At 55.3% G+C, this 12934-nt stretch carries 14 protein-coding genes; 6 read left to right on the top strand and 8 right to left on the bottom strand.

Annotated elements, in window-relative coordinates; translation table 11 throughout:
- The first annotated feature begins 8 nt into the window (after positions 1–8).
- The 3 genes from QGM61_RS13390 to QGM61_RS13380 all read left to right on the top strand — a co-directional run bounded on the left by QGM61_RS13390 (position 9) and on the right by QGM61_RS13380 (position 2609).
- Positions 9–428, top strand: a complete 420-nt coding sequence (locus QGM61_RS13390) for a VOC family protein (protein ID WP_281133252.1) — start codon at positions 9–11, stop codon at positions 426–428.
- A gap of 92 nt (positions 429–520) precedes the next feature.
- Positions 521–1402, top strand: a complete 882-nt coding sequence (locus tag QGM61_RS13385; protein ID WP_281133251.1) for a bifunctional 5,10-methylenetetrahydrofolate dehydrogenase/5,10-methenyltetrahydrofolate cyclohydrolase — start codon at positions 521–523, stop codon at positions 1400–1402.
- A gap of 10 nt (positions 1403–1412) precedes the next feature.
- The gene (locus QGM61_RS13380) at positions 1413–2609 is read left to right on the top strand and encodes an aromatic amino acid transaminase (protein ID WP_281133250.1); all 1197 of its coding nucleotides are present in this window, start codon (positions 1413–1415) and stop codon (positions 2607–2609) included.
- 58 nt (positions 2610–2667) lie between these two features.
- Here QGM61_RS13380 and QGM61_RS13375 read toward each other — a convergent pair whose 3' ends face one another.
- The 3 genes from QGM61_RS13375 to murJ all read right to left on the bottom strand — a co-directional run bounded on the left by QGM61_RS13375 (position 2668) and on the right by murJ (position 6175).
- Entirely contained in the window at positions 2668–3105 is a 438-nt protein-coding gene (locus QGM61_RS13375; RefSeq protein ID WP_281133249.1) for a universal stress protein, read from the bottom strand.
- Between the two features lie 334 nt (positions 3106–3439).
- The gene (locus tag QGM61_RS13370) at positions 3440–4513 is read right to left on the bottom strand and encodes a 3-deoxy-7-phosphoheptulonate synthase (protein ID WP_281133248.1); all 1074 of its coding nucleotides are present in this window, start codon (positions 4511–4513) and stop codon (positions 3440–3442) included.
- 72 nt (positions 4514–4585) lie between these two features.
- The gene (gene murJ / locus QGM61_RS13365; RefSeq protein WP_272907285.1) at positions 4586–6175 is read right to left on the bottom strand and encodes a murein biosynthesis integral membrane protein MurJ; all 1590 of its coding nucleotides are present in this window, start codon (positions 6173–6175) and stop codon (positions 4586–4588) included.
- A 144-nt stretch (positions 6176–6319) separates the two neighbouring features.
- On the opposite strand from murJ, the gene QGM61_RS13360 reads away from it, so the two are divergent.
- Entirely contained in the window at positions 6320–7549 is a 1230-nt protein-coding gene (locus QGM61_RS13360) for an NRAMP family divalent metal transporter (RefSeq protein WP_281133247.1), read from the top strand.
- A gap of 33 nt (positions 7550–7582) precedes the next feature.
- On the opposite strand, the gene QGM61_RS13355 is transcribed toward QGM61_RS13360, so the two are convergent.
- Entirely contained in the window at positions 7583–8053 is a 471-nt protein-coding gene (locus QGM61_RS13355) for a Dps family protein (protein WP_237134571.1), read from the bottom strand.
- Positions 8054–8226: 173 nt separating this feature from the next.
- On the opposite strand from QGM61_RS13355, the gene rpsT reads away from it, so the two are divergent.
- Positions 8227–8493 (top strand): 30S ribosomal protein S20, encoded by a 267-nt coding sequence (gene rpsT, locus QGM61_RS13350; RefSeq protein WP_237134572.1) that lies wholly within the window; start codon positions 8227–8229, stop codon positions 8491–8493.
- A gap of 103 nt (positions 8494–8596) precedes the next feature.
- Here the strand turns inward: rpsT and proB are convergent, their stop codons facing one another.
- From proB to rplU, 4 genes are all read right to left on the bottom strand, one after another.
- A complete protein-coding gene (gene proB, locus QGM61_RS13345; protein ID WP_317622195.1) occupies positions 8597–9721 on the bottom strand; it encodes a glutamate 5-kinase in 1125 nt (374 codons plus the stop codon).
- 11 nt (positions 9722–9732) lie between these two features.
- Entirely contained in the window at positions 9733–10905 is a 1173-nt protein-coding gene (cgtA, locus tag QGM61_RS13340) for an Obg family GTPase CgtA (protein ID WP_281133246.1), read from the bottom strand.
- A gap of 155 nt (positions 10906–11060) precedes the next feature.
- Positions 11061–11318, bottom strand: coding sequence for a 50S ribosomal protein L27 (gene rpmA / locus QGM61_RS13335; RefSeq protein ID WP_237134575.1), 258 nt, complete (start codon positions 11316–11318; stop codon positions 11061–11063).
- An 18-nt stretch (positions 11319–11336) separates the two neighbouring features.
- A complete protein-coding gene (gene rplU, locus QGM61_RS13330) occupies positions 11337–11648 on the bottom strand; it encodes a 50S ribosomal protein L21 (protein WP_237134576.1) in 312 nt (103 codons plus the stop codon).
- A 250-nt stretch (positions 11649–11898) separates the two neighbouring features.
- Between rplU and QGM61_RS13325 the strand changes: the two genes are divergently transcribed.
- Positions 11899–12864, top strand: coding sequence for a polyprenyl synthetase family protein (locus QGM61_RS13325; RefSeq protein ID WP_281133245.1), 966 nt, complete (start codon positions 11899–11901; stop codon positions 12862–12864).
- The last annotated feature ends 70 nt before the right edge of the window (positions 12865–12934 follow it).

Raw genomic sequence — 12934 nt, 5'->3', positions numbered from 1 at the left:
TTGATACTATGAAATACCTGCACACCATGGTCCGCGTCAGCGACCTGGATGAGTCGCTGGACTTTTACTGCAACAAACTGGGCATGCGTGAGATACAACGCAAGGTCAATGAAAAAGGCCGCTTTACCTTGGTGTTTCTGGCCGCACCCGGTGATGAAGATGCTCAGATCGAACTGACCTGGAACTGGGATCCGGAGGAGTATGGCGAGGGTCGCAACTTCGGCCATCTCGCCTACCGGGTAGAGAACATCTACGAGCTGTGCCAGTCACTGATGGATCAGGGTGTCACCATCAACCGTCCACCAAGGGATGGCCGCATGGCCTTTATTCGATCACCGGATAACATCTCCATTGAGCTTTTGCAGGCAGGCGACCCTCTGCCTTTGGCGGAGCCCTGGGAAAGCATGCCAAATACCGGCAAATGGTAAGTGCATTCAGGCACTTGCCAGCTTGAGACGAAAGCAGTGCTCGTTTAATATTGCGACCTTTCAAAGATGGGTCAACGGCCAGGGGCAGAATCATGCAATTACTCGACGGAAAACAGACAGCTGAGCAGATAAAAGCCGAGATCGCGCAGCAGGTCGCCGAGATCAAGGCAGCGGGTGGAAAAGTGCCCCACCTGGCGGCCATTCTGGTCGGCAATGATGGCGCCAGCGAAACCTACGTCAATGCCAAGGTGCTGGACTGTGAACAGGTGGGCTTTGATTCCACACTGATTCGCTTGCCCGAAGATGTCTCTGAAGCAGCCCTGCTGGCAGAGATCGCCAAATTGAACGAGAACGATGACATCGATGGATTCATTGTTCAGGTACCGCTGCCCGCCCATATCGACGAGACTCGCGTCACCTTGACCATCGACCCTGCCAAAGACGTAGACGGCTTTTCTCCGGCCAGTGTGGGTCGTATGTGCCTGAGTCTGCCAACGTTTATCTCGGCGACACCCAATGGCATCATGGAGCTGCTCAAGCGCTACAAGGTCGAAACCAGTGGCAAGCACTGCGTGGTGGTCGGTCGCAGCAATATCGTTGGCACCCCCATGTCCATTCTGATGTCGCGCAACAGCAATCCGGGTAACTCCACAGTGACACTGGTGCACAGCCGCACACCGAACATGGTTGAGGTATGCCGTAGCGCTGACATTCTGATTGTCGCCATTGGCAAGCCGGGTTTTGTAACTGGCGACATGGTCAAGGATGGCGCCGTTGTAATTGATGTCGGCATAACCCGTGTACCAGACGAAACCCGCCCGCGCGGCTTCCGGCTGACTGGCGATGTCGACTTCGCCTCGGTCAGTGAAAAATGCTCGTTTATCACTCCCGTGCCCGGTGGCGTCGGCCCGATGACCCGGGCATCCCTGCTCCAAAATACCCTGAAGGCGCAACAGTTGCGCGGCCAGTTCTAAGGACCACATCATGTTCCAAAACACCAAAAGCCTGCCCGCAGATCCGATTCTTGGCCTGCTGGCCGCCTATCGCGTTGACAGCAATTCACACAAGATTGATCTGGGTGTAGGCGTTTACAAGGACGAGAACGGCAACACGCCGGTGATGCGTGCTGTGAAGGCTGCGGAGCAGAAACTGCTGGAAACCCAGGACAGCAAATCCTATGTTGGCCCGGCTGGACAGGAAGCATTTAACCACCTGACCGCCGGTCTGGTGCTTGGTGATAGCCTGCGCGAATCTCTGGGCGCTCGACGCGTGACATTCCAGACGCCGGGAGGCTGCGGTGGTCTGCGCCTTGGTGCCGAGTTCATTCAAAAGGTTAAACCTGGCGCCAAAATCCTTGTCAGCGATCCAACCTGGGCCAACCACATTCCCCTGCTGGGCGAAGCCGGCCTGCAGATTGAGAAGTACCCCTACTACGACTACCAGCAACATGCGATTCGCTTTGACGACATGATGCAGGCGCTGCAAAAAGCCGGCCCGGGCGACCTGGTATTGTTACATGGCTGTTGCCACAATCCCTGCGGGGCAGATCTGGATCAGGATCAGTGGCGCAGTGTCACCGATCTGGCAGAAAAGAACGGCTTCACACCGTTTATCGATCTGGCTTATCAGGGCCTTGGCGACGGCATTGATGCCGATAGTTTTGGTGTCCGCCTGATGGCTGAGCGGCTGCCGGAATTGATCGTGGTCAACTCCTGTTCAAAGAACTTTGGCCTGTACCGTGAGCGCACCGGTGCCTTGACGGTAATCACAGACAATGCCGACGCCACCCGCGCCGCTGCCAGCCAGATTGCGGCAACCGCCCGCGGCATTTACTCAATGCCACCGGACCATGGCGCAGCAGTTGTCACAACAATACTGCAGGACTCTGCCCTGAAACAGGACTGGGACCTGGAACTGAAAGAGGTTCGTGAGCGAATCAATGCGCTGCGCTCCGAGTTGGTCAACGCTTTGACTGCAGAGGGCGTAGACCGGGATTTCAGTTTCATCGAACGCGAAAAGGGCATGTTCTCGTTTTTGGGGCTGAGCGTTGAGCAGGTTCGCAGCCTGATTGACGATTACAGCATTTACCTGGTGGACTCCAGCCGTATCAATATCGCTGGCATCAACCACAGCAATCTTGCCTACCTGACTCGTGGCATCGCAGAGGTGCTGACTCGATAAGTTCGAGCCAGCACACTCCAGCAGCTACTTACTGTTTAGTCGAGGACTGCTGGGCTGTTTAGACGCGGACGGTCAGGATATCGCAGGGTGTGCCGTGCAGGACGGCGTTTGCGGTTGAGCCCAGCATGGCCCTGACCGGGTTCTGGCCGTGGGTGCCAATTACGACCAGATCAACGCCCAGCTTTTCAGCCAGCGCCTTGATTTCGGTAGCTGGTTTCCCTCGCAGAAAGTGTATGTGATCTGCCTTGACGGATGGAAAGCGAACAGCCAGCTCGGCAGTCATTTTCTCAGCCACCTGAGCCTGGTGGTCCTGCTGGACTTTTTCGAAGTCTGCCATGTTCAATTCGAATGAGTAGCTGCCCAGCAGGGGCTCGAATACCATTACAACATCGACCTGCGCATTACTGTCGGCAGCAATAGCCAGGCCTTTGTCCACGATCCTGGCTGATTCCTCGGAACCATCGACGGCAATCAGTACTTTCTTGTATCCAGCCATGTCTGCTCTCCTTTTTTAAGTGTCCACCCTTGAGGTGTAACTTCATCATAGTGAAAAGCTTGAGGTCGATCAATTTTTGCAGCGTTCCTGCAAATCTGTTGCTGAACTCGTTGATCCAGATCAATTCCGGCAGTCCTCGGTGGTATCAATATGACATCACCGACAGGCAATTAACCGGAGTTAAAAAATGGAAGACAAGATTGTATTGCGCAACATGGGCATCGCTATTGGTACTATCGCACTGGTCGCGGTGATGCTTATTACCATTTCCACGCTGCTGGGAAATGCAATTGGCTGAATCCGGGATGCATCAGGAACTGTTTGCCAGGGCCGGTTATCGACGCCCTGGCAATACGGGTTTCAGCGCTGCCGCCAGCTTACGCAAGGCAGCCTCCGTTGCTGGCCAGTCGATACAGGCATCGGTGATTGAAACGCCGTAGCGTATTTCTTCCAGATCATCGGGAATGGGCTGATTACCTGCGTGAATATGACTTTCCAGCATCACACCGATAATGGACTGGTTACCATCCACGATCTGCTTCGTTACATCCTCCAGCACCGACACCTGACGCTCATGCTGTTTGCTGGAATTTCCGTGACTGCAGTCAATCATGATGTTTTCTCTGATCGCAGCCTTGCGTAGCTCCTGCTCACAGACCTGCACATGCTCAGCCTGGTAGTTGGGCTGCTTGCCACCACGAAGTATGACATGACAATGCGGGTTGCCTGAGGTCCGAAACGCCGCCACCTTGCCTTCATCAGTAACGCTGATAAACGTGTTGATGGCAGACGCTGCGCGAATGGCGTTCACGGCAACAGTCAGACCACCATCAACGTTATTTTTGAAACCCACGGCTGAGGAGATACCACTGGAGAGCTTGCGATGAGTGGGCGATTCTGTGGTACGGGCGCCAATGGCTGTCCAGCTCACCAGATCCTGCAGATACTGCGGGGAGATCAGATCAAGCGCTTCAACACCAATAGGCAGTCCCAGTTCATTGATATCCAGCATCAATTGTCGACCGATGCGCAAACCATGCTCGATGCGATGACTGCCATCAAGATAGGGATCGTAAATCAGACCTTCCCAGCCCACGGTTGTGCGCGGCTTTTCGAAGTAGACGCGCATCACAATCATCAGTGTGTCTTTCAGTTCTTCGGCGAGTGGCTTGAGAAGTCTCGCATAGTCCATCGCCACCTTAGTGTCATGAATTGAGCAGGGGCCAACAATCACCAGCAATCGCTGGTCGTTGCCGTCCAGAATATCCTTGACGCTCTTGTGCCCGTACAGCACCGTATCGAGCGCCCTGCCCTGCAGTGGCATTTCTTTCTTCAACTGCGCTGGCGTCGGCAGCTCCTCGCTGGCAATGATATGCAGATTTTCGACCTGAATTGCGGATTTGGACATGTTGGACTCTCAAGCAAATAGTTGTCTTTTGCCAATAATGAAGGCAGGTGGGGCCTGTTTCAAGCGCGTGAATCAGGCGTGACGACGAAAATGCGCCACGCGCATCCCGGTCATAAACAACATCAGTGCGTATAACGCCATGCCGCCAAAACACAATAAGGCCATCACGCCCGCCTGGTGCCAGGTGCTCCACACAAGCCACTGCTGCCAGTCACCCGCCAGCCAGACCAGAAACAGGCACATCATTGTGTTGGCAAACGCTACGCGCAGCGCAAAGACCAGCCACCCTGCCTGGAACTGGAACACCCCCTCTTTGCGCAAGCCTGCCAGAAGCAGTCCGGCATTGAGAAAAGCAGCCAGGGATGTCGCCAGCGCCAGACCTGTGTGGGCCATATCAAAGACGAACACCAAAATGACATTCAGCACCATGTTAACGACCATCGCAACAATGCCGATTCGCACTGGTGTGCGGGTATCCTGGCGGGAGTAAAATCCCGGCGCAAATACTTTGATAGCCATGAAGGCGACCAGTCCCAATGAGTAGGCCTGCAGACTACTGGTCACCTGGATGACGTCATTGGTATTAAAGTTATCACTGCCAAACAGGGTGATGATGATCGGTTCTGCCAACAGAACCAGCGCCAGACTGGCCGGTACTGCGATCAGCAGAATCAGGCGAAATGCCCAGTCCAGCAAAGCCGCAAAATCCTCAACAGAACGATCAGCATGTCGGCGGGACAGGCTGGGCAACACAACTGTCGCCACTGCCACCGCAAATATGCCCAACGGCAGGTCCATCAGGCGCTCGGAAAAATACAGCCAGGAGACACTGCCGGCCACCAGCAAGGAGGCTATGAATGTGTCGAACAGAAGATTGATCTGGCTGACTGACACGCCAAACATGGCGGGTATCATCAGTTTGACGATCCGGCTCACGCCCTCGTGGTGACGGATCAGGCGGGGGCGCGGCATCAACTGCATTCTTACCAGGAATGGCAACTGGAACAGCAGCTGACTGATACCTGCGAGCAGCACCCCCCATGCCAGCGCAACTTCCGGCTGGGCAAAATAGGGGCTCAGCAGCAGTGCCGAGCCAATCAGGGAAAGATTCAACAGCGCTGGCGTCAGAGCTGGCACAGCGAAACGGTCGTAGCTGTTAAGTATTGCGCCACAAAATGCCGTCAGAGATATCAGCAGCAGATAGGGAAAGTTGATGCGCAGCATGTGCACAAACAGATCAAATTTTTCGGGATCAGAGGTAAACCCGTAGGCTATTGGCCAGGCAACGAAGGGAGCAGCCGCCACCACGGCGACTGTGATCAGCAGCAGTACCGTGCCCAGATAACCCGCGACGGCATCAATCAGTTCCCGAATCTCTTCACGTGATCGCTGATTGCGATACTCCGACAACACCGGCACAAAAGCCTGATTGAAAGCACCCTCGGCAAAAAGCCGTCGCAGAAAGTTGGGAATCTTGAAGGCCAGAAAGAAGGCATCAGCGCCATCGCCGGGGCCAAATGCACGGGCCAGCACCACGTCACGCACCAGCCCCAGAATTCTGGAGACAAAGGTCATACTGCCGGTGACGGCGCTTGAGCGCAGCAGTCCGCGCTTCTTCGGCGGTGAGGTCCCCTGCGACTGGGACGGCGGTTGTTCAGTCAAAGCTTACTGGTTCCTGTTAGGTCTGTACCGGCGCTCGGCATTCCATTATGCTGCGTCTGGCGCATTATCGCACTGCCGGACACTCCGGCGCACCCACGATCTGCGCTGAACATGACGACTTGGAAACATTAAAGAACAATAACTATGGATACATCTCGAATACTGGAACGCTGGCGTGCAACCGGACCAGGGCTGGTGATGGCGGCGGCCGCGGTTGGTGCTTCACATCTGGTCGCCTCAACCCAGTCTGGCGCGCTGTTTGGCTGGCAGCTATTGTGGCTGATTGTTGCCGTCAACATTCTCAAATATCCTTTCTTCCGCTTTGGAGTCCAATACACCCTGCTGAATGACGAAAGCCTGGTGGAAGGATACCTGCGCAAGGGTCGTGGCTGGCTGATCGCCTTCACCTTACTGAACCTGCTGGCGGCCGTGGTCAATACCGCCGGTGTCCTGCTGTTGACGGCCAGCCTGCTGCAATATTTCATTCCGGGCAATCTGTCGCTGACGCTGCTCTGTCTGCTATTGCTGGCGATCTGCCTGTTGATCCTGCTGGCGGGTCATTACCGGGTGCTGGATGGGCTCTCACGTGTGCTGATGCTGGTTCTGACCGTATGTACCTTCGTGGCCCTGGCGATTGCCTGGCAGAACGGACCTATGGCGCCGCCAGATTATGTCAGCCCATCACCCTGGCAGCTGTCGGCACTGGCATTTATTGTTGCCACCATGGGCTGGATGCCGGTACCCATCGAGCTCTCGGCGATCAATTCGATGTGGCTGCGTTCCAAGCAACGGCTGGCTAAAGTCAGCCTGAGCGACGGACTCTTTGACTTTAACCTGGGATATGCGGTTGCCATAGTGCTGGCTGTGGTTTTCCTGGCGCTGGGAGCACTGCTGCAACACGGCACCGAGCAGGAAATTCAGATGGCCGGAGCGGCGTTCGCGCAGCAGCTGGTGGCTATGTACTCGGCAACCATCGGGGACTGGGCACGGCTGTTTATCGCCTTCATCGCGTTCATGTGCATGTTTGGTACCACGCTGGCGGTGCTGGATGGTTATGCCCGCACACTGAACGAGTCATTTTACCTGCTCAGTCGCAAAGACAAAGATCGACCTCGCTGGCCGTTGAGCGCCTGGATTGTTGGACAGTCCGCCGCAGGCATGGCCATCATTCTGTTTTTTCAGACTGCGCTGAGCCCCATGCTCACCTTTGCAATGACACTGGCCTTTCTGACTACGCCTTTCTTTGCCTGGTTGAACTTCAGTCTGGTGAGACGGAATCAAATTTCCAGCGGTATGAATGTACTGGCCTGGGTGGGTATGGTGTATCTGACGGGCTTTGCGCTGGTTTATCTGGTCTGGTACCTGTTCTTCTGAACAGGTACCAGACGCCGCAGAACAAATGCCTGCTTACTTATTGAGAGCGCGCAGCATCCACGCAGTTTTTTCGTGAATGCGCATACGGTCGGACGCGAGAGCCGCGGATGACTCGTCATCGCCCTGCTGCGCCAGCTTGACGACTTCCCGACAGGTTTTAACGACCTGCTCATGTCCTTTGGTCAGCAGATCAACCATCTCCTTGGCTGACGGAACACCGTCGACTTCCTTGATAGAACTCAGACGGGCAAACTCTTTATACGTACCTGGCGCGGGTACATCGAGCGTGCGAATACGCTCGGCAATATCATCTACCGCCTGCGCCAGCTCCACATAGTGTTCTTCGAACATCAGGTGCAGCTCACGAAACGACGGTCCTTCCACGTTCCAGTGGAAGTTGTGTGTCTGCAGATAAAGGGTATATGAGTCGGCCAGCAGGCGTTTGAGACCGTCTGCAATACTCTCTCTGTCAGCCTGTTTGATTCCGATATCAATCTTACTCATGAATCATACTCCTTGGGTCATGGGTTCTGTGAAATCACACACCTTGTCTGGTAGCTTAACATATGAGACCAGCCTGATAAGCGTGAATTCGGCCTTGACAATCGGAAGCTGAATCGGCATAGTACCGCGTCTTGAATTTTGCCACACGTTGACAGTATCGTAAGGAGCATCAGTTGGCCAACACTGCACAAGCCCGTAAACGCGCGCGGCAAAATGAAACCGCACGCCGTCACAACGCCAGTTTCCGTTCCATGGTTCGCACCTACATCAAAAAAGTAGTTGCTGCCATCCAGGAAGGCAACTATGACAACGCCACAGCCGCCTACAACAAGGCTGTGCCTGTCATCGACCGCATGGCCGATAAAGGTATCATCCACAAGAATAAGGCTGCTCGTCACAAGAGCCGTCTGAACTCTGCCATCCTGGCTCTGAAAGCTTAAAAACCAGCTTTGCAGAACAGCATCGGGGACGCCTCCGGCACTCAATATAGAGTATCCGGCAGCGTCCCCGATTTCGTTTTATATTCAGACGGTGTCTTGTCTGTCAGTTGTCTGTGATGACCATGTTATCCCGATGGATCATCTCGGGATCCCCGGCATACCCCAATAAGGTCTCGATCATACGGCTCGGCTGACGCGCCAGCTGTTCGGCTTCGCGGCTGTTGTAGTTAACCAGCCCGCGCGCGATCTCTTGACCAGTCTCATTGACACAGGCGACCACCTCACCGCGGTCAAAGTGCCCCAGCACCGCAACCACACCAACTGGCAGCAGACTGCGACCTGACTCCCGTAAAACTTTTTCGGCACCAGCATCAACGGTCAGCTGACCTTTTACTTTCAGTTGTCCTGCTAGCCATTGCTTGCGCGCGGCCATGGGCTGCTTTTTAGGCAACAATAGCGTACCAATCGACTCACCGGCCGCCAGGCGCAATAAAACGTCGTCTTCCCGCCCAGAGGCGATAATGGTGCGTGCTCCGGAGCGCGCGGCCAGTCTGGCCGCAGTGATTTTTGTGGCCATGCCACCACGACCAAGACTGCCACTGCCTCCAGCCATGGCCAGCAGGCGACGGTCATCAGCCATGGCCTCGGTGACCAAAGGGGCATCTGGCTGAGTGCGCGGATCGGCCTCATACAGGCCTTTCTGATCGGTCAGGATAACCAGCGTATCTGCACCCAGCAGGTTGGAAACCAGAGCGCCAAGCGAGTCATTGTCACCGAAACACAGTTCAGCGGTCGCAACCGTGTCATTTTCATTGATGACAGGCACCACACCCATTTCGACCAGGCCGGTCAATGTGCTTCGGGCATTCAGGTAACGACGTCGATGAGCAAGGTCATCATGAGTGAGCAGTACCTGGGCCGTGTGGACTCCATACTGCTGAAAGCTGGTTTCATAGGTCTGGATCAGCCCCATCTGGCCGACAGCAGCGGCTGCCTGCTGCAGATGAACTTCCTTGGGACGTGATTTCAGCCCCAGTCTGGCAACACCTTCTGCCACGGCACCGGAAGATACCAGCACAACCTCTATTCCCTGCTTCTGCAGCCCCACCAACTGGGCAACCCACTCACCTATGGCCTTGCGGTCGAGGCCAGTGCCATTATTGGTAATCAGGGAGCTGCCAATTTTGACAACCCAGCGGCGCGAAACCATCGATTCAGATTGCTGCATACTCATTCACGTCAGTCGTCATAATCATCAAAATCGTCGAAATCGTCTTCAGCACTTTGACGTGCTGCCGCATGCTGCGCGCGAGCCCGCTCGACGCTCTGACGAATTTCCAGCTCCATGGCGCGATCGCGCTCTTCCTGCTGCTCTCGATAATTTTCGTCGCCCTGCATCAGTTCGCGGTGTTTTTCGACGGAAAGCATGATGTCATGACACAGCTTCTGACAGCCGGTGCCGCTGATTGCGGCGATACGGTAGACAGGCAGATCCCAGCCCAGCTCATCGATAAATCTTTGCTGTAACGCCAGAATATCCTCTTCTGCCACCAGGTCAGTTTTATTGAGCACCAGCCAGCGCTCTTTGCTGGCAAGTGTCGGGCTGAAACTGGCCAGCTCGTCAACAATCGCACGCGCCTGCTCAACCGGATCCGAATCGTCGAGCGGCGCAGCGTCAACCATATGCAACAGAACGCGGGTGCGCGCCAGATGTTTGAGGAATCGAATACCCAGTCCGGCACCTTCGGAAGCCCCCTCAATCAAGCCAGGGATATCTGCCATAACAAAGCTGCGCTCCAGCTCGATGCGAACAACACCAAGCCCGGGAACCAGGGTCGTGAACGGATAATTGGCAACCTTGGGGCGCGCAGCCGATACCGCGCGCAGCAATGTCGATTTGCCGGCATTTGGCATTCCGAGCAGCCCGACATCGGCGATAACCTTCAACTGCAACTGCAGCGTTCTCAGTTCGCCTTCGGTGCCTTTGGTTGCCTTGGTAGGAGAACGGTTGGTGCTGGATTTAAACCGGGTATTGCCCAGGCCGTGAAAACCACCCTTGGCGACCATAACGGTCTGGCCGGGTTCAGCGATGTCAGCAATAAGCTCTTCGGTATGCTTGTCGACTACCGAGGTGCCGACGGGAACCCGCACATACAGGTCTTCACCCGCCTTACCGGTACAATTACTGCCCATGCCCTGCTGACCTGACTCGGCCTTGTAGCGCCGCTGGTAGCGAAAGTCGACCAGTGTGTTGAGATTGGCGTCGCCAACCAGGTAGACACTGCCACCATTGCCGCCATCTCCACCATCGGGACCACCCTTGGGGATGAATTTTTCTCGACGGAAACTCATGCAGCCGTTGCCACCCTTGCCGGCTTCAACGGTTATCTCGGCTTCATCAACAAACTTCACGTGTTTTCCTGTCCCATTCGCTTGTGGGGAAAAATCTACCCATATAAAAAAGCCCTGTCGAGTGACAGGGCTTTTATCCGTGACGCATCATGCCACTGGTCTTGCTAAACCTCTGTTACACCGCCCGACTGGCAGCGCAGCATGAGGACTGCCTATCAGGCAGTGACGATGCTGACAAACTTGCGGCTGCGCGAGCCTTTGACTTCGAACTGCACTTTGCCTTCCGCTGTTGCGAACAGAGTGTGGTCCTTGCCAATGCCTACGTTTTTGCCAGCGTGGAAACGTGTACCGCGCTGACGCACGATGATGTTTCCAGCCAGAACGTGTTCACCGCCGAACTTTTTGACGCCCAGGCGTTTGGAAATGGAATCGCGACCGTTACTGGTACTGCCGCCTGCTTTTTTATGTGCCATTTTCTACTCCCGGCCCAATCAGGCCTTGATACCTGTAATACGAACTTCCGTAAACCACTGACGGTGGCCCTGACGCTTACGGTAGTGCTTACGACGATTGAACTTGATAATGGTAACTTTCTTGGCGCGGCCCTGAGCGACGACTTCAGCAGTAACCTTGCTGCCTTCAACGTAGGGAGCGCCGATCTTTACAGATTCGCCTTCACCCACCATCAGCACTTTATCAAAGTCGATTGATTCGCCGGTTGCCACTTCAATTTTTTCCAGCTTCAGCGTTTCGCCCTCAACGACTCGATGCTGCTTGCCACCACTCTCAATAACCGCGTACATAATTAACTCCAGAATTTGGTCACGCCGGGCCCGGCAGAAACTTCAGGCCTGATGCTTTAAGGGCGGGCATTTTACGAGAATAGGAGATTGCAAGCAAGTGTTTGTGCCGCATTAATTGCAGCTTTATGGGATTGAGGCGCGTCAACCCGCTTTTGTCCACTGCAGTTGCTTGACACCGCATGGCAGCCCCCCTAGCATTGCGGCGCATCCCGGCACTTCAACAGCAAGGCAATTCAAAAGCAACATACCCATGCACAATCAGATTCGCGCAACTGTGGCAGACGATTTTGACGCCGTCAATGCGTTCATTATCGAACAACTGCACTCCCGGGTAGACCTGGTAGAGAACATTGGCCACTACATTATAGGCGCCGGCGGCAAACGCATGCGCCCGCTGCTGGTATTACTGGCCGCGCGGGCCTGCGGAGCCCGGGATGACCGCCCGGTAAAGCTGGCCGCCGTCATAGAGTTCATTCACACCGCCACCCTGCTGCACGATGATGTGGTGGACATGTCCGCCATGCGCCGTGGCCGCCCGACAGCCAATGAACAATGGAACAACCCGTCCAGCGTGCTGGTCGGTGACTTCATTTATTCGCGTGCTTTCCAGGTCCTGGTTGCACTGGGCCACCACCAGATCATGCAGGTGATTGCCGATACGACCAACACCATTGCGGAAGGCGAGGTCATGCAGCTTCTGAACAAGCACCGCATTGAAACCTCCGAAGAAGACTACATGCGGGTGATCCGCGATAAAACCGCTGTGCTGTTCGAAGCGGCGGCGCACTGCGGCGCACTGATCGCCGGTGCGCCGGAAGCAAGCTGTCAGGCACTGAAGAGTGCCGGCCTGCACCTCGGCCTGGCCTTCCAGCTTGTCGACGATGCACTGGACTATGATGGTAACGCAGAGGATCTGGGAAAGAATGTCGGCGACGACCTGGCGGAAGGCAAGCCAACCCTGCCACTGATCCACGCCATGCAGCACTGCTCCGAGGATCAGAAGGCTTTGTTGAGCCAGGCGGTGCAGAGCGGTGGCAGTGAGCATCTGACAGAGGTCATCGGCATCATCCAGCAAAGCGGTGCTCTGGAATACACCCGCAGGCTCGCCAATGAGCAGGCCGATCTGGCACGTGCACAACTGTCCGTGCTGCCAGCGTCCGACTATCGTGACGCCATGCTCACCATGTGTGATCTGGCCGTAGCTCGCGTCAACTGAGCCAGATTCGAACACTATCTGACTGAACAGTAGTTTTTCACGGCCAGGTATGTTAAATCATTTCTGATCG

This window comes from Pseudohongiella sp. SYSU M77423 (assembly GCF_029911965.1).
Taxonomy (GTDB): domain Bacteria; phylum Pseudomonadota; class Gammaproteobacteria; order Pseudomonadales; family Pseudohongiellaceae; genus Pseudohongiella.
Note: the sequence above shows the minus strand (reverse complement) of the source record. Positions and strands in the feature narration are given on the sequence as shown.